The sequence below is a fragment of the Streptomyces sp. 2114.4 genome (assembly GCF_900187385.1).
Lineage (GTDB): Bacteria > Actinomycetota > Actinomycetes > Streptomycetales > Streptomycetaceae > Streptomyces > Streptomyces mooreae.
In genome coordinates this window covers 6,564,991-6,580,448 of sequence record NZ_FYEY01000001.1, presented here as the reverse complement: position 1 = coordinate 6,580,448, position 15,458 = coordinate 6,564,991, and the positions used below count along the sequence as shown (strand labels likewise).

At 69.3% G+C, this 15,458-nt stretch carries 16 protein-coding genes and 1 pseudogene; 9 read left to right on the top strand and 8 right to left on the bottom strand.

The annotated features are described in order from the left end of the window. Nucleotides 1-418 precede the first annotated feature (418 nt). Entirely contained in the window at nt 419-955 is a 537-nt protein-coding gene (locus CFW40_RS37285; protein WP_093491431.1) for a S1 RNA-binding domain-containing protein, read from the bottom strand. Here CFW40_RS37285 and CFW40_RS28945 point away from each other — a divergent pair. Together CFW40_RS28945 and CFW40_RS38335 are read left to right on the top strand one after the other, a co-directional pair. After that, entirely contained in the window at nt 840-1,382 is a 543-nt protein-coding gene (locus tag CFW40_RS28945) for a DUF488 domain-containing protein (RefSeq protein WP_176956360.1), read from the top strand. The two genes, CFW40_RS37285 and CFW40_RS28945, sit on opposite strands and share 116 nt — an antisense overlap. 158 nt (nt 1,383-1,540) lie before the next feature. After that, a pseudogene (locus tag CFW40_RS38335) lies at nt 1,541-1,630 on the top strand (ribonuclease); the annotation flags it as partial. A gap of 283 nt (nt 1,631-1,913) precedes the next feature. On the opposite strand, the gene CFW40_RS28940 reads toward CFW40_RS38335, so the two are convergent. Next, nucleotides 1,914-2,882 carry a LysR family transcriptional regulator gene (locus CFW40_RS28940; protein ID WP_088800768.1) on the bottom strand — a complete coding sequence of 323 codons (969 nt, stop codon included), beginning with the start codon at nt 2,880-2,882 and terminating at the stop codon, nt 1,914-1,916. 92 nt (nt 2,883-2,974) lie between these two features. Here CFW40_RS28940 and CFW40_RS28935 point away from each other — a divergent pair, with 92 nt between their 5' ends. The 5 genes from CFW40_RS28935 (at nt 2,975) to CFW40_RS28915 (ending at nt 6,932) form a co-directional block, all read left to right on the top strand. Continuing rightward, nucleotides 2,975-3,820: an alpha/beta fold hydrolase gene (locus CFW40_RS28935; protein WP_088800767.1), complete on the top strand. Its 846-nt coding sequence runs from the start codon at nt 2,975-2,977 to the stop codon at nt 3,818-3,820. A 310-nt stretch (nt 3,821-4,130) separates the two neighbouring features. Further along, complete coding sequence (locus CFW40_RS28930) at nt 4,131-4,811, top strand: HemK2/MTQ2 family protein methyltransferase (protein ID WP_088800766.1); 681 nt, start codon at nt 4,131-4,133, stop codon at nt 4,809-4,811. Continuing rightward, complete coding sequence (locus CFW40_RS28925) at nt 4,795-5,061, top strand: CDGSH iron-sulfur domain-containing protein (RefSeq protein WP_088800765.1); 267 nt, start codon at nt 4,795-4,797, stop codon at nt 5,059-5,061. The genes CFW40_RS28930 and CFW40_RS28925 overlap by 17 nt, the downstream gene beginning before the upstream one ends. After that, on the top strand, nt 5,058-6,107 hold the full coding sequence (locus CFW40_RS28920; protein WP_088800764.1) for an iron-containing redox enzyme family protein: 1,050 nt from the start codon (nt 5,058-5,060) through the stop codon (nt 6,105-6,107). Before CFW40_RS28925 ends, CFW40_RS28920 begins: the two co-directional genes overlap by 4 nt. Before the next feature lie 48 nt (nt 6,108-6,155). Then, on the top strand, nt 6,156-6,932 hold the full coding sequence (locus tag CFW40_RS28915) for a 2OG-Fe dioxygenase family protein (protein WP_088800763.1): 777 nt from the start codon (nt 6,156-6,158) through the stop codon (nt 6,930-6,932). Here the strand turns inward: CFW40_RS28915 and CFW40_RS28910 are convergent. From CFW40_RS28910 to CFW40_RS36765, 4 genes are all read right to left on the bottom strand, one after another. Next, nucleotides 6,852-8,039 carry a glutamate--cysteine ligase gene (locus CFW40_RS28910; protein ID WP_218136786.1) on the bottom strand — a complete coding sequence of 396 codons (1,188 nt, stop codon included), beginning with the start codon at nt 8,037-8,039 and terminating at the stop codon, nt 6,852-6,854. The two genes, CFW40_RS28915 and CFW40_RS28910, sit on opposite strands and share 81 nt — an antisense overlap. A 506-nt stretch (nt 8,040-8,545) precedes the next feature. Continuing rightward, a complete protein-coding gene (locus CFW40_RS28905; protein WP_088800761.1) occupies nt 8,546-8,872 on the bottom strand; it encodes a plasmid stabilization protein in 327 nt (108 codons plus the stop codon). 272 nt (nt 8,873-9,144) lie between these two features. Further along, nucleotides 9,145-9,801: an endonuclease gene (locus tag CFW40_RS28900; RefSeq protein ID WP_088800760.1), complete on the bottom strand. Its 657-nt coding sequence runs from the start codon at nt 9,799-9,801 to the stop codon at nt 9,145-9,147. 382 nt (nt 9,802-10,183) lie between these two features. Beyond that, entirely contained in the window at nt 10,184-10,537 is a 354-nt protein-coding gene (locus CFW40_RS36765) for a hypothetical protein (RefSeq protein ID WP_143034529.1), read from the bottom strand. Nucleotides 10,538-10,545: 8 nt separating this feature from the next. On the opposite strand from CFW40_RS36765, the gene CFW40_RS28890 reads away from it, so the two are divergent. Further along, entirely contained in the window at nt 10,546-11,079 is a 534-nt protein-coding gene (locus tag CFW40_RS28890) for a DUF1648 domain-containing protein (protein ID WP_088800758.1), read from the top strand. Between the two features lie 708 nt (nt 11,080-11,787). Here the strand turns inward: CFW40_RS28890 and CFW40_RS28885 are convergent. Beyond that, nucleotides 11,788-13,656 carry an Ig-like domain repeat protein gene (locus tag CFW40_RS28885; protein WP_088800757.1) on the bottom strand — a complete coding sequence of 623 codons (1,869 nt, stop codon included), beginning with the start codon at nt 13,654-13,656 and terminating at the stop codon, nt 11,788-11,790. 597 nt (nt 13,657-14,253) lie between these two features. After that, nucleotides 14,254-14,865 carry a hypothetical protein gene (locus CFW40_RS28880; RefSeq protein WP_143680875.1) on the bottom strand — a complete coding sequence of 204 codons (612 nt, stop codon included), beginning with the start codon at nt 14,863-14,865 and terminating at the stop codon, nt 14,254-14,256. 360 nt (nt 14,866-15,225) lie between these two features. Between CFW40_RS28880 and CFW40_RS28875 the strand changes: the two genes are divergently transcribed. Then, complete coding sequence (locus CFW40_RS28875) at nt 15,226-15,405, top strand: hypothetical protein (RefSeq protein ID WP_088800755.1); 180 nt, start codon at nt 15,226-15,228, stop codon at nt 15,403-15,405. The last annotated feature ends 53 nt before the right edge of the window (nt 15,406-15,458 follow it).

The window sequence follows — 15,458 nt, the reverse complement described above, 5'->3', positions numbered from 1 at the left end:
ATCCAAGCAGAGCCGCTTGGCAGTTGGCGTGCTGGGCCAACCCCAGCCGCTTGTAGGACCCGGGCACGGAACGTCTCCGATGCGGAACACCTCGGCGGTGCCTTGGGCCCTGATCGGGGTCACCGATCAGGGCTGGACACTACTGGCCGTCAAAGGTCAAAGCCAAGCAAACAAGAGGCAAAGCAAAGGTTTTGCGTCAACGTGCTTCACCGGACGCCCCGCTGGAGGGCGATGGCACTCCAGTCGCGCTCGCCCTGGCCGGCGGAGCCGAGCTCGCTGTTCAGCCCCCGTCCGAGTCTGGAGTGGATCAAACCCGTACTGGACACCGGACCGCAGGGCGTCGCGAACGCACTGGCCGTTCGGATCGTGTCGGGCACGCGAAAGGCTGAGCGGGACCGCCCAGTGCAGTGTTCAGGAGCTACGGGAAGGGTTCGGTCAAAAGGATCTGGTTCCGCTCATGGTCAACCATGGCGATCTGCACGGACATCTCCTGACCCTGGCGGAAGGACTCCGCGGGCGCTGCCAACCCGGTGAGCGGAACGAGTCCCCCGACGCAGTCGGCGAGGCGCACGAAGATGCCGATGGACGCGATCTTCGTGACGCGTCCGCCGACGACCTGACCGACGCGAAAGCGGGGCAGGAGGTCTTCGTGCTCGGTCCACTCGCCGAGCACGATTCCCACCTGGTGATTGTGGTCGGCGTGCCAAACGACCTCGCCGGTGACGCGCTGCCCCACGGTTGGCAACTCCATGCACCTGGGCATTCTGTCGATCCTGGCCAGGCCCACGGCGTTGGGGCGGTCGTCGATGGCGAGGAAGACACCGAATGGCTGCCGGCCGATGACCTCGCCTGCGATGCGAGTACCGACAGGCAGAACGCGCACGGTCTCGGACCAGGCCGAAGCCACGTCGGGCAGGCGCCTGCCGTTCTCCCCGGGCCAGGAGTACTCACGCATTCGCAGATCATGGCACGGGCCGGTCGTTGCCCGGAGAAGCGTCGTTATTGTCTCCTACCGCTGGGAACAGGCCCTGGGGGGCTTCCGCAAAGCCGCGCCTGATTCACCGGACGTCATCTGGCGCAACGCGTCGTTCCGGGGTTACGCCGCCTACACACGCGACCCCGCCTTCGTCACCGCGATGGACAAGCTGCTCCAAGACGCCCTCGCGGCCCGTACGGCAGTGATGTGCAGCGAAGCCGTTTGGTGGCGCTGCCACCGGCGCCTCATCGCAGACTTCGCCGTCGTGGCCCGAGGTGTCACCGTGCTGCACCTGATGCATGACAAGCGACTCGTAGCTCATGCACCGACACCCGGGCTGCGTCAGCGTCCCGATGGCCTTCTCGTCTACGACGACACCGCAGCAGTACTGCCCAAAGACCCGTGAAGACGGGACCCTGGGTGTCCTTGTTCAAGAGCCTGGGTGCTCGTTGCCTCCGACGGCAGGCGAACCGCAGACCGTTCCGGCTCACGCGCCGGATGGCGCCATGCTGCTGCCGCGGGGCCCGGCGGAGTCCGCTCGGGCGAGCGGCTCACATAGTCGCGATCGCCGCCTTCATGCGGGCGGCCAATGCGGTCTACGACGTCGATGAGGGCCGCCCGGTGTGGAAAACGCTGCCGGCCCGTCTCGGCATGCAACGGAGGGCCGGGGAAGGACAGTTGCGAGGCATCGGGCACGGCTCTGGTCCCCTTCGTGTGGTTCACGTACGCAGGGGTGAGTCCGGCGGACGGTGTCGCGGAGCCAGTGGTGCACTGTCGGCCGTGTGTGGGGGCCAGGCCAGCTCCATGAGGCCCTTCGCCATGATGGGGTGATGCGTTGACGGACTCGATCGCGGTGGTCGTGCCGACGGTGCGGCGGAGCTCGGTGCCGAAGCACCGGAACGGGGTGATCTCTTCCCACCCGTCCGGCGAGGCGAAGTCAGGTAGGGGCCGAGTCGCGGTGGCCTTCTTCTTGTGGTCCGGGTGGGCCGAGCCGGTGGTCGAGCGCGGCACCGACGTCGGGGCAGTTCGTGCGGATGACGTTGAGGAAGGCGTTGAGTGCCGGGGAGCGGTCCCGGGCTTGGAAGGACAGGACCAGATCGGGCAGAGGTGTGTGCGGGGTCACCTCGCAGAACCACGTGCCCCGTCGTGGGGCCGTCAGCATCCGGGAGGGTCCCAAACCGACGCCCACCCCGCAGGCGGCGAGGCCGATGATGGTGTGGATGTCCCTCGCGACGGTCGCGCCGGAGAGCGCCGGGGAGTCCTTGCCCAGCAGGGTCCGCAGCCCGGTGACGACGGCGGGCTCGTCCTCGCCCGGCGCCACGATCAGCGCCTGTCGCCGCAGCTGGTCCACGTCCACCGACGACTGCCCCGCGTACGGGTGCGTGCTGCTCACGACCGCGACCAGGTGGTCATGTCCGATCGGGACCGATACCAACTGCTCGGCCCCGACGCCCCGTGGGCGGCCGAGGCCGATCGCCACGTCCAGTTCGCCGGCGACGAGCGCGGCCGTGCTGCGGTTGGTCGCCATCTCGTGCAGTTCCAGCCGCACCTCGGGCCGTTCACGACCGAACCGGCCCAGGACGTCCGGCAGGGGTTCGAGCAGCGCCGAGGCGATGAACCCCAGGCGCAGCCGGCCCGTCTCGCCGCGTGCTGCCCTGGCCGCGTCGACCGAGGCCGCCGTGATCTCGTCGAGCGCCCTGCGGGCCCGGGCGAGGAAGGCCGCGCCCGCAGCCGTCGGGAACACCCCCTGGCGGGTGCGGTCGAACAAGCGGGCGCCCACTTCCCGTTCGAGGTCGGCGATCTGCTTGGACAGCGGAGGCTGCGCGATGCCCAGCGCACCGGCCGCCCGGCCGAAGTGTGCGTGCTCGGCGAGGGTCAGTGCGTATCGCAGGTGCCGCGCCTCCATATCGGCCTCTCGGTCATATCTCACATGTATTGTCGGCCAGCTTGCCAGATCTTTCGCTGGATGATCGGGACAGGGTCGCATGGAATGCGGTCATGACCGATTTTTCCTCCACAGACACCGTCTTCGTCTTCGTGCACGGGGCCTGGCACGGCTCCGGGCAGTGGGCGGCGACGCAGCGAGCACTCGCACGACTCGGTGCCGCGAGCATGGCCATCGACTTGCCGGGGCACGGCTTCGACGCGCCACTGCCCGGCGGATACCTCCAGCCGGGCCAGCCGGGCCTGTTGACCGAGAGGTCCGCGCTCGCCACCGTGACGATGGACGATTGCGCCGCGGCCGTGCTGGACACGCTGCGCCAGGCCCGCCACCACCGTCGTGTCGTGCTCGTCGCGCACAGCGCGGGCGGCGGCCCCGCGTCGCTGGCCGCCGAGCGCGCACCCGAACTCGTCGACGAGATCGTCTACCTCTCGGCCTTCGTGCCCGCCGGACGGCCCCGGTTCTTCGACTATCTCGGCTCGCCCGAGAACGCCACGGCACGAGGCCAGAGCCTCAACCTGGGCGACCCCGGAGAACTGGGCGCCGTGCGGATCAACCCGCTCTCGCAGGATCCCGCCTACGTCGAGGAACTGCGGCAGACCCACTACCACGACACCCCCCTGGACCGCTTCGACCGCTGGCGCTCGGCACTGAGCCCCGATCTGCCGCTGGCGATCCCCACCACCCCGGTCATCGTGACCCCGGGCCGGTGGGGGCGCGTCCCGCGGACCTTCCTGCGCTGCGCGGACGACCGGGCGCTGCCGGCGGCCGTGCAGGATCTGATGATCGCGGAAGCCGACCGGGCCATGCCCGGCAACCCGTTCACCGTGCGCACCCTCCCCGGCAGCCACAGCCCGTTCGCCGCCCGGCCCCGTGAGCTCGCCGCGGCTCTGCTGCCGTGAGCGGCGGACGCCTCGTGCTGCCGGTGGTGCTCAGCGCCACGGGCCTGGGCGACATCCTGGAGCACACCGGAACCGGGCAGCTCCCGCGGCTGCGGTCAGGGGCGAACCAGAAGTCCTGCTGGGCCTCAGGCTCGGGCACTGCACCTCGGCACGGCCCGGTTCAAGGCCGGAAGGGACGCAAGGCACGGCCCAGGGCATGACCACGACACCGCCGCCGGGTGGCCAGTGGGTCGGATAGCCAGCAGTCTGAAGAAGACGAGCACGGACCCGCCCAGACCCTCGTTCTCGGCTCTCGGAACGGAGGTGCTTGATGAGCACGTGGCCGGCCACGCTCCCCCGACGCCATCCGCTGGTGACGCTTGCCGGTGTCTATCTGCCACAGCACGACACGCGACTTCTGTTGCGCGCCCTGTACCGCGAAAACGTGGGGTCGGGCACCGAGCTCCTGGACCTCGGTTCGGGCAGTGGGGTCCTCGCGGTGGGAGCAGCGCGACGTGGTGCTCTGGTCACTGCCGTCGATATCTCCTGGCAGGCAGTCCTGGCCACAAGGGTCAATGCCTGGCTCTCCCGGCAGCGCGTCACCGTACGTCACGGCGATCTGACCGCAGCCGTCGGCGGCCGTTCCTTCGACGTGCTCGTCAGCAACCCGCCTTACGTCCCCGCACCCGGCAACCGGACTCCCCGGGGGCCGGCCCGTGCCTGGGACGCGGGACGCGACGGTCGGCTGCTGGTCGACCGCATCTGCGACGCCGCACCGCGGGCGCTCCGCCCTGGTGGTGTCCTGCTCATGGTCCATTCCGGACTGTGCGGCACCGAGGACACCTTGGAGCGGCTGGCCTCCGCGGGGCTGCGGGGGACGGTCAGCGACCGCGCGGTCATACCGTTCGGCCCGGTCCTGCGCTCCCGGTTGGCCTGGCTGCGGTGCGAGGGCCTCCTGGACGAGGTCCAGGACTCAGAGGAATTGGTGATCATCCGTGCCGAGAACTCCTGAGCGTCCACGCCGCGTCACCCTCGTCCGAAACGGCCCGCTCCTGGTGGAGGGGCCGGTGGAAGTGGTCGGTGACGACGGTTCGGTATCCGTCTCCCGACGCTTCACCGTCGCGATCTGCATGTGCCGGCGCAGCCGGAGCTACCCCTGGTGCGACACCAGCCACCGCAATCATTCGAAACTCTCGTCCGACCGCGCCGCCGGCACCCGCTGCCCGGCAGCCGACCGGGGCTCCAAAGGAGATCAGCGGTGAAGGCCGGCCTCGGAGCCGCCCGGCCCGGCAAGCCACAGCTTCCGCGAGCGCGCGGCTACCTGTCCGACACGGTGATCTCGTGGCTCCGCACCGGGGAGGGGCCCTTGCCCACGCGCGAGGAGGTCCAGCGCGAGGACCCGTACGCGGCAGATCTCCAGCTCGCCCTGTACGTGCTGTATGAACTGCACTATCAGGGGTTCGACGGCGTGGACGACGACCGCGAATGGGCTCCGGCACCACTGTCGGCGCGACGTCACCTGGAGGAGCGGTTCCTCCGGGCCCTCCGAGCCGACGTCCCGGCGCTCGGCGCGCAGGAGGCGATGGCGAGCCTGCTGACCGAGCCCGCCGACGACGGCAGCAGCAGCGTCAGCCACTACTTGAAGCGCGAGGGCCGGCTGTGGCAGCTGAGGGAATACGCGGCCCTCCGCTCGCTGTACCACCTCAAGGAAGCGGACCCGCACGCCTGGGTCCTTCCCCGGCTGCGGGGACGCGCCAAGGCGGGGATGGCCGCCATCGAATTCGACGAGTTCGGCGCGGGACACGCCGAAGACATCCACGCGCAGCTCTTCGCCGACCTCATGGCAGACCTCGCCCTGGAGACCGCGTATGGCCACTACCTCGACCTGGCGCCCGCCGAAACTCTCGCCCTCGTCAATCTCATGTCCCTGCTGGGACTGCACCGATCTCTGCGCGGGGCCCTGATCGGCCACTTCGCCACGGTCGAGGTGACCTCGTCGCCAGGATCACGACGTCTCGCGGAAGCCATGCGTCGTACAGGTGCCGGCCCCGCTGCGGAGAGGTTCTACGACGAGCACGTCGAAGCCGATGCCGTCCACGAACAGGTCGTCCGCACAGAAGTGGTCGATGGTCTGCTCAAGGACGAGCCGGATCTGGAACCCGATGTCGCCTTCGGAATCAGTGCCACCACGCTTCTCGAGGCCCGACTTGCCGCATATCTGCTTGCCGCCTGGCGGGCGAACCGCACCGCACTGCCGGCACCGTTGCCGCGCGTCCGCGCCCGCAGCCCCGCAAGGAGCGAGACCTGAAAGCCGCGTCCTCATCCATACGACCGCAGGGGACGACAGGAGTGTGTGATGGACGAGAGTGCTGAAAGGTTCCAGGATCCGGCGCAGAGCACGGTCTTTCAGGAGTGTCCGCCCGCCGTGGCGGCGGCGCGCGAGTCCTTGGCCTCGACCGGCGTCCACCTCCTCCCCGCAGCCACCGTGAAGGCACACTTCGGCACCGGGGAGGAGGAGTGGACGCGTTTCGCCACGCACTGGGAAGACCTTTCCCAGGACCGGTACGCCTCCGCACGCGGCACCTGCCGGCTGCGCCGCTACGGACAGTTCTCGGTCACCCCCGCCACCGGTGAGCTGACCCAATTGCCTCACACCCCGTTCGTGCAGCCGGACCGCAGCAACCCCCTCTACGTGGACGTCGACCGTCACTTCGACCCGCTGACCGACGCCTTTGCGGCGGACCCGCTCCTGCGCTCGGTCGTGACGCTCCTCGGGGACGTCGCGGGCGCCCTGGACTCCGCCGCATGCTGGATCGCGAAGGTGCATCCGTTCCGGGTCGTCGCCAGGGCCGGCGGTGAAGGGCAGCCGACTCCGGAGGGCCGGCACCGCGACGGAGTGACCCTGGTCTCTTCACTGCTCGTCGGCCGCAACAATGCGACCGGGGGCCGGAGCTCCGTCTTCACTCCGGAAGGGCCCGAACTGGTTTCGGCCACTCTGGATGAGCCCGCGAGCCTGCTGCTGTCGGACGATCGCCACACCTTGCACGGCGTGTCACCCATCCGCCCGTTGGATGCGTCCCGGCCCGCGCGCCGGGATGTGCTGGTCACCACGCTCACGCCGGCCTGCCGGTGAGGCGTCCCGGTGGGCGCCCTCCCGGTGGCTCTCCTCGCCGAACGTCAGCCGCTCAAGATCGTCCACTACGTCCGCCAGGACTGCACGACGGCGCCACGAGGCCCGCTGACGCTGAGCTCCACAGCCCCGCTCGGCAAGGCGGCGCAGGAAGGCGACGGCTCGGTCGAAATCCCCGTGCCGCTCCAGCGCGGGGCGGACATGCTCGACGAGCCGGGCGGCCTGCACGGAGCAGGGCAACATCCGGCCCGTCAGTGCATCGAGCCCCTTGCCGGACCACCCGTCGCGCGCGGTTCGCCAGTAGGCGGCGCGCACCAGTTCGCCACAGGCCTCGGGGCCGGTGTGGCCGCGCTCTACCGACCCGCCGGCCGTCACCACGAGTGCCCGGATCAGCACCGCCAGGCCGACGGTGTCGGCCGCCTCCGCCGGGACATCCATGACCCGGATCTCCAGCGTGGGGAACCGGGGATTGGGTCGCACGTCCCAGAAGGGGATGTTGGCATCCAGCATCGCCTCGGACTCCTGCAGGGCGGCGGCAAGCCTCTGGTAGTGGTCCAAGGACTCGACGTACGGCGGGGGGCCCAGGGCTGGGAAGCGGCCTCTGATAGCGGTGCGCCAGCTGGCATACCCCATGTCACGCCCGTCGAGGTAAGGCGAGTTGGCACTCATCGCCACGAGCAGCGGCAGCCACGGCCGCAGGTGATTGCCGACCAGCACAGCCACTTCTCGGTCGGGCATGTGCACGTGGACGTGCGCGGCGCAGATGGCGAATCCCTCGAGCAAGGTCCCGAACTGGCCCAGGCCGGCCCGGTAGCGCGGATGGTCCCCCACGATTGCCGGGCCCTCGCGCCCAATGACGGGTGTACCGGAAGCGCAGATACCGAGCCCTTCGGCCTGCGCGGCTGCTGCGGCGGCCCCTCGTACGGCGACCAGCTCGTCGTACAGGTCAGCGCCCTCCCGGCGGGGAGGCGTTTTCACCTCGACCTGACACTCGTCGAATTCCCCCGAAACGAGGTCCCCCACCGCGTTCCGGGCACGCGCCACCACCCGGCTGCCCAGCGATGCCACCGCCCGGCTGCCTGGATCGATGAGAAAGAACTCTTCCTCCACGCCCAGCAACGGGGCCGGGGCGCGGCCCGTCGGCCCCGCTCCAGGGCACGGCCCGCTGTTCATCGTCCCTCCGGCCCCTGCCGGCTCTCTGCCACTGTTCCGGGCCGGCGGCCGCGGAAAGGACCGGGAGCACGCCCGGTCGAGCAGCTCCGCCGAGCCCCGCTCTCGCCCGGTGCGGCCCTTGACCCCGCCGACCAGGCGGTGGCACCCGAACTGTCGACGACATTCACCGTCATGGTGCCTCCTTGCTCCAGTTTCTCCTGTCTACGCCGTACCCGGTCAGGGCGCGACTCCAGGAGCCGGGGTGGCAAAGCCGGCAGGACCAAGACCTCGCGGAGAGGGCGCCAGACCGGAGTGGAGCGCCACTTCGGCACTGACCTCAGTCCGCCGGTGCCCCAAGGGGCACGGGCTCTGGAAGGACCCCGCTCGCCCCACCGAGTGATGCGGCGCACGAGTCGCGAGCCAGGACAGCCAGCATGACTCGGCCGCCAGTAGACGGGCCTGGATCAGCGGCCGAGGGCCTTGCGCAGCTCTTCCTTGTTCATGTGGGAGCGGCCGTCGACGTTCTTCTTCTTGGCCTCCTCGTACAGCTGGTCCTTGGTGGGGCCCCCGGGCCCCTTGTGGGAGCGCTCTCCGCCACGCTGTGGGGCGGATTTCCGATCCCGGGTGGAGGTCTTGCTCGCTGACTTCGCCTCGCCGGAGCGGGCCCGTTCCTTGTTGACGGTGCGCGCGGCGATCTCCTTCGCCCGCTTCTCGGACGTGCCCCGTTCCTCGGCCTGTTCCTTGATGTGCTCGTACTGCCGCTCACGTTTCTTACTCGACCCCGCAGGCACGATGCGCCTCCTCAACTGACCCATTCCGGTGTCTGGGCGCACCTGGCGACAGGGACCACTGGCACTCCGCGAGGACGTCAGGTGCGCGTTTCTACTCCACGCCGAAACGGGCACTCGCGCCACCCGGGAGCAAGCCGACCGGGCCCTCGCCGGTGCCGCGAAGTGGCGGGTTCAGCCGGTGGAGAGGGCTTCGGGGCGATGCTGCCGTTACTTACCGGCGCGGTAAGAGCAGCGATTCCCTACAGGGAGCGCGCACCAAGAAGGGCCTTGCCTCAGCCGTCAGCCGCCCGCCGCGTATCGTCCACCACCGACTTGTCCAAAGAAGCTCGCACCAGCGCCGACGCGAACGCAGCTACGTCGCCCTCCTGGACCAGCCTCGCCAGCTTGCCACTGTCCGTTGGCAAGCCCAGCCGCTCAGCCCCCTGCACGGCCTTGGCGTCGAGGTGCGGGGCGAACTCGGTCCAGACGCCCTGCACCTCGCGAAGGAAGATGTCGGAACCCGCCGGCCCGAGGCCGGGGACTTTCCGCAAGGCCTCCCGCAATTTCCCGAGGTCGCCGCCCGCAGCATCCCGCATCCGCCGCAGATCGCCCTTGTACTCCTCCAGTAGAAGCTCCGCGGCGTCACCGAGCTGGGTAGAAGTGCGCTCGTCGTAACGTCGGTAGCCGCCCTCGCCCAGGGCATCGACCCGTTGCTGCCAGGTAGCGTCCGCCATCCGCCGTGGCGAACGCATCCCCGCATCGAACAGAGCACGCGCCGATGCCACAGCCACCGACGCGCGGATGCGGGCACTGAGCAGATGGGCCAGCACCAGTACCTGGTAGAGCGGCTGCGGGGTATTGCGCAGCCGGATACCGCTCTCCTCCGCATAGGTCCGGCCGTGTCGCTCCACCAGCGTGCGGGCAAGGGCCCGGCCCGAAGTGCCGCCCATGTCTCCTCCTCCGTCGCGGTCGCTGCCCGGTCTGCAGAGGCCCCACTGTCCACGTCCCCGTTCCGGAGTGGCCCCCGCCCGGGACGGGTTCTACTCAACCGGCTTCCAGCCGTAACGAGTGCCGCACCCGGCCGCTGTGTGTGACCGGCTTCCCTCGCAAGGTCAGCACATGCCGGACGGGCGCGCACGTCGGCTCTGTGGTGGCCTGGAACCGGGCTTCATCCCCGCCGGGCCAGTGGGGAGCGCCGCCCCAGCGGCCCGATACCACCGTGTTGGCCCCACGCGCGGCTCACCCCCTGGAATCTCGGTGAGACCCCCCTGTGGCAGGTGATGCCGCAGAGTGGGCTGGTGACGGGCGCAGTGATGTCGCTTCGCGCCCTTCTCAGGGGTTGCTGCGTTTGTCGTGGCTCGCCTGCCGGAGCTGAGCGGCGTGCTCGCCGAGCGCGGTGATGCGTGCGGCGAGGTCGGGGCGACATTGCTGCAGGTACGGCTCAGCAGTGAGGAGGGGCTCCATCAGAGTGGCGGGATCGTTGCCGGCGAGCGCACGGTTGAGGTTATCGAGGGGAGCGCGTGCCGCGGCCGGCAGGTCCGTGAGGGCGGTGATCTGCCCGGCGAGGCCACGCAGTTCAGCGGCGTGACGGCGCGCCCACTCGGTGACGGTTCGGTTGGCGGCACGATGGTCCCGGGTGGCCTGGACCGGTAAAACGGTACCCACCCTTGCGCGCTCGTCGGACAATCGGCCGCATGGTCTTGTCATCTCCCGTACGCCTGTGGCTCCTCCCCAACGCCACTCTTCTGACCGCACTGGCCGTCTGGGGCATCATCCGCTATCCGCAGCTGCCGGGCCGGATACCGCAGCACATCGGCACCGATGGGGTGGACGCCTGGACGAACCGGTCCGTCGGTAGCGCCTTCGTCCTCGTATTCGTGCACATCGGCGTCACTGTCCTGCTGACCGCCTGCGCAGAGCTGACGCTGCGGGTAACTCCAAGCGCCGAACTCCCCGACAACGTTGCGCCCTTCGGCAACGGGCTCGTGAGGTCGTCGCTCAACCGGCCTCGCACACGGGCCTCCGCCCTCCGGACCGCCCGGGCGTTGTTGGCATTCAACGCCTGCGTGGGCATGTCGCTCCTGATCGGCTGCGCAGTCTTGTGGCGTTCGGCGCCGGAGCCAGAGGTATCCGGCTGGCTGTTCATCGCGATGATCGCGCCGATCCTCGCCGGGACTGCGCTGACGGTGGCATCCGCCGTTCGCGACCGCCGGGCACCTGCACACTGAGCTTCACCTAGGGGGTGTCGTTCGGATCATGGCGGGCTCGCGGGGCCTGGCACGCACTCCCCCACGCCTGAACGGCGCGGGGGGACCCCCATCCGCGTTGTCGTCACTCGCCGACGCTCCGCGTCGACTCCCTCCTCCGCCTTGCGATCGCACGCGCCAGGCCCCGCTCCCTGATCCACCATGATCCGAACGACACCCCCTAGCTTCCGCCCTGACCATCCGATGCGAAGGTTCACTGCCCTCACACCTCAGGTCCGGTCTTGAGGCAACAGTCAAGGTCGAACGGCAGAGCCGCCCCGGCCGGCGGCACGATGCGCACAACGGACGCAGACGAGCCTCGCCGGGATCGGCGCCCCCGAACGATCAGCGAAGGCTGTGGCGGTGCCCCGTGACACATGGGGCCGGGCGACCACCTCGACGGCGGCCACAAAGCCCTCCCCTGCTTCCCCGCTTCCCCGTCGACGTCCGCACCGCTGCTGCCAAGCACCGCGCTCATGGGCCGACACCTCGCGCTGCATGATGCATGAGATAACAGCCCCTGTAGCTGGCCGGCACAGCGTCCTGAAATGGGCATCCGGAGCCCCGCCTCTGGAATTAACGCGTGTCGCCAGACCTCTCGACCGGTCGGCCACCTCGTCCAGCGGGGCCACGGCGTGTTCCTCCCGTCGCAGCAGACCGGGTGACGTGGGGTTTTCGGAGCCGGTGCGATCAGCCCGGGAGGGGGATGAACAGCAGGATGCCGTGGGCGGTGGCGGGGGTGTAGCAGGCAGTGCCGGCGAAGGTGGCGGTGTAGAAGGGGGTGGCGATGGCGAAGACGGGGACGATGGCGTTGTGGAGGGTGGCGGTGCCGTTGGCGTCGGTGACGGCGGTGCCGAGGTTGACCGGGCCGAAGAGCGTGGTGGCGGTGAAGGTCACCGGCTGACCGGCCACCGGCATCCCCGAGGTGGTCGTCAGGGTGGCGCTGAGGGTGGGGATGTAGAACTCGGGCAGCGGGGTCAGCCGGAGCCGGATCGTGCCTGGCTGCGCGGTCAGCGTTGTGGGGTTGGGGCTCACGGTGACGGGGGTGCTGGCGTTGGAGCCGGTGAAGCAGCTGTCACCGCTATAGACGGCGGTGAGGGTGCCGGTGGTCAGCGCGGTGGTGGCGAAGCAGGCCTGCCCCGATGCGTTGACGGGGACCATCTGGGTCTGGCTGTTGGGGAGGGTGAAGGTGACCGTGCCGGTCGGCACGGAGGTGGTGCCTGGTGCCGGGGTGATGGTGGCGCATACGGTCACACTCTGCCCGCAGGCGGAGGGGTTCGGCGTCACCGACAGCGTCGTCGTTGTGGGGTTGGGGCTCACGGTGACGGAGGTGGGGTTGCCGTTCACGGTCGCGGTGAACGTACCCGCGGTGTAGGTGTGGGTGGTCTGCCCGCTCCCGGTGGCGTCCAGGGGGACGGTGACCGTGGGGCCGGCGTCCCCGAAGTTCACCACCGCCGTCCCGTTGGGAGTCCCCCCGGAAATGTTGAACGTCACCGGTTGCCCGCACACCGGCGACGCCGGCGAGGTCGTCACCGTCAACGGCGAAATCTCCGTCACGTTTGCCGAATTGGCGTTGGTGACATAGACGTTGCTGTTCTGCGCCGCCGCCACCGAGAACGGGAACGCGCCGACGGGGACGGTGGCCAGGACGGTGTTCGTGGCGCTGCTGATCACCGTCACGTTGTTGGAATTGCTGTTGCCGACGTAGACGTTGCCGGTCGGCGCCACCGCCACTCCGAACGGGCCCAAGCCGGTGGGGACGGTGGCCAGGACCGTGTTCGTGGCGCTGCCGATCACCGTCACGTTGTTCGAAACGGTGTTGGTGACGTAGACGTTGCCGTTCGGCGCCACCGCGATCACTCCCGGGACCGTGCCGGCGGGGACGGTGGCCACGACCGTGTTCGTGGCGCTGTCGATCACCGTCACGTTGTTCGAGCTCTGGTTGGCGATGTAGACGTTGCCGTTCTGCGCCACCGCCGCCGCGCCCGGGAACCCACCGGTGGGGAGGGTGGTCAGGACGGTGTTCGTGGCGCTGCTGATCACCGTCACGGTGTTCGCGTTCCGGTTGGCGACGTAGACGTTGCCGTTCGCCGCCACCGCCACCGCGTCCGGGACCGCGCCGACGGGGACGGTGGCCAGGACCGTGTTCGTGGCGCTGCTGATCACCGTCACGTTGTTGGAAGTGCTGTTGGCGACGTAGACGTTGCCGTTCGGCGCCACCGCCAGCGCGAACGGGCCCCCGCCGACGGGGACGGTGGCCAGGACCGTGTTCGTGGCGCTGCTGATCACCGTCACGTTGTTCGAGCTCTGGTTGGTGACGTAGACGTTGCCGTTCTGCGCCACCGCAATCATGGCCGGGTTGCTGCCGGCGGGGACGGTGGCCAGGACGGTGTTCGTGGTGCTGCTGATCACCGTCACGTTGTTGGAATTCGCGTTGCCGACGTAGACGTTGCCGTTCGGCGCCACCGTCACCGCCAGCGGGCTCGTGCCCGCCGGGATCGTCACCGTGGAGAACGCCGCACTGAAGGGCGCGACCGCAAGCCCCCGGATCGCGGCCACCTCGGATTCACCGGCCGGTACAACCGGCCGAACCCCGCCGGCTACCGCCGGAGCTCCCCACCAACCCGTAATCGGTTCCATGACAAACCTCTCTCAGCTGAGAGGGCCGCCCGAGAACTCCCATCCGGGGCCCGTGTCGCACGGCGCCGGTATACGCGCCGGACCACCGCTTGCACACCGGGACAGAGAGACCCACCGACACGTACCGCGCATCCGCGCACCACAGGGGGTGCCTCTCTCCCCGGAGAGATGGGCAACCCACCGGATAACGGTCGCCACCATTAACCCGAAATGGCCAACGAAACACCACCGCCTTGACCCGACTATCACCCGGACAGACCAACACACAGCCCCACCCGGGCACGACGGCGCCGGCCCCAGGTCAGTGACCTGGGGCCGGTGTGTTCTCGGCCGAGGAGGTGGCCGGGGGTGGTGAGGGCTCCTGTTTACCGGTGCGGGGCTCGCGATCCGCACCGGGTCGGCAGGCCCTCATCCCGACTTGTGGCCTTTTACGGAAAGGCGGTGGCCGCCGGGACTCCGCGCGAACTGGTCAGCTGGGGCTTGTGTTGCCGCAGCGGGTGGTGCGCTCTTCGTCGGTCATGGGGCGGGACTGGATCCTGATGATCTTGTAGGTGATGTCCCCTCGACATCGGTGAAGTCGTGGGGACCATGGGAGTTGTGATCGTTCACGGGAGCGAAGGGGTTCGACTGGTCGACGCCGTTGAGGTGCCAGTTGCCCTTTGCCTTCCGGGTGACCGACACCTCGTCGACCCAACCGATTTCGCCGGGCTTCAGAGTGCCCGTGGTATCGCTGCTCTCCGTGTTCTGCTTGAACCAGGTGTGCTCGATCTTCGGCAGCACCGAGACGGGGTTCGCACCGACCGACATGCCGACGACCGTCGACTCGCCAGTGGTCTCCGCCTCGCCCTGCTTGAAGTCGGCGTTCTCGGTGGTGCAGTTGTCGCGGTAGTCCCCCACCTTCGTCGGCGTGCCCTCAGTCGGCTCACCGACCCATGAGGTGGGGGTGAAGGTGCAGTTCTCGCCGCAGTCGGCGAGGAACTCCGCGACTTTCTCGGGGGTGCTCCAGATGCCGTCGCCCTGGGGAACGGGCATGTGATAGTCGGGGTTCACCCAACCGCCACCGCCGCCGTCCGCCTGCGCCGGGGTGATGGACAGGCACAGCGCCGCCGCGAGGGTCATCGATCCCACCGCGACCGCCTTTGCCCGCCGGCTTCTGCCGGACGGGAAAACATCGCGTACTCGTATGTTCATCTTGTGCGTCCCTTACTTTCCACCTGAAGCGCGATGACGTCCTGCGGTTGCGCTCACGACTCCAGGCGTTGCCGTCCCGGGAAGGTGACACCCGGGGTGAGTGAGGTGTGCGTCAGCTCCAAACCGGCAGGCACGGAGCCCCACCGGTCACGCGCCCCTGAGGGACTGCCGCTGCGACCGGCACACCACCGATATTTGGCCCCATGGCTCATGTTCGGCTCACAAACCGCTCACAGGCGCCGACCGCGCGGCCGTCGCCGCCGGCTTGCTGTGCGCCCGTCGGCACTTCGCCGCGCTATGGGCGGGCAGCGCAAGGCGAACCACACCGGCCCCGACGAGTACGACAACAAGGCGGGCCCCTACTTCGAGGTCGGGCGCGCGACGGCGGCCGAAGCACCCTGGGGGTGCCGGCGAAGGCGGGCCGATGAGGACGACGGTCAGGGAGTCGCTTGCGGACAGCGGATGGTCGTCGCCTGATTCGGATAAGGCGGCGCGCGGACGAAGCCTACGGTTTCGACGACATCAGATGC

Bases quoted from the DNA above. Each gene is read 5' to 3' on its own strand.
- CFW40_RS28945 (WP_176956360.1), top strand. From the start codon at position 840: ATGACCTCGCCTGCGATGCGAGTACCGACAGGCAGAACGCGCACGGTC.
- CFW40_RS37285 (WP_093491431.1), bottom strand. From the start codon at position 955: ATGCGTGAGTACTCCTGGCCCGGGGAGAACGGCAGGCGCCTGCCCGAC.
- CFW40_RS28940 (WP_088800768.1), bottom strand. From the start codon at position 2,882: ATGGAGGCGCGGCACCTGCGATACGCACTGACCCTCGCCGAGCACGCA.
- CFW40_RS28935 (WP_088800767.1), top strand. From the start codon at position 2,975: ATGACCGATTTTTCCTCCACAGACACCGTCTTCGTCTTCGTGCACGGG.
- CFW40_RS28930 (WP_088800766.1), top strand. From the start codon at position 4,131: ATGAGCACGTGGCCGGCCACGCTCCCCCGACGCCATCCGCTGGTGACG.
- CFW40_RS28915 (WP_088800763.1), top strand. From the start codon at position 6,156: ATGGACGAGAGTGCTGAAAGGTTCCAGGATCCGGCGCAGAGCACGGTC.
- CFW40_RS28900 (WP_088800760.1), bottom strand. From the start codon at position 9,801: ATGGGCGGCACTTCGGGCCGGGCCCTTGCCCGCACGCTGGTGGAGCGA.
- CFW40_RS28890 (WP_088800758.1), top strand. From the start codon at position 10,546: ATGGTCTTGTCATCTCCCGTACGCCTGTGGCTCCTCCCCAACGCCACT.
- CFW40_RS28875 (WP_088800755.1), top strand. From the start codon at position 15,226: ATGGGCGGGCAGCGCAAGGCGAACCACACCGGCCCCGACGAGTACGAC.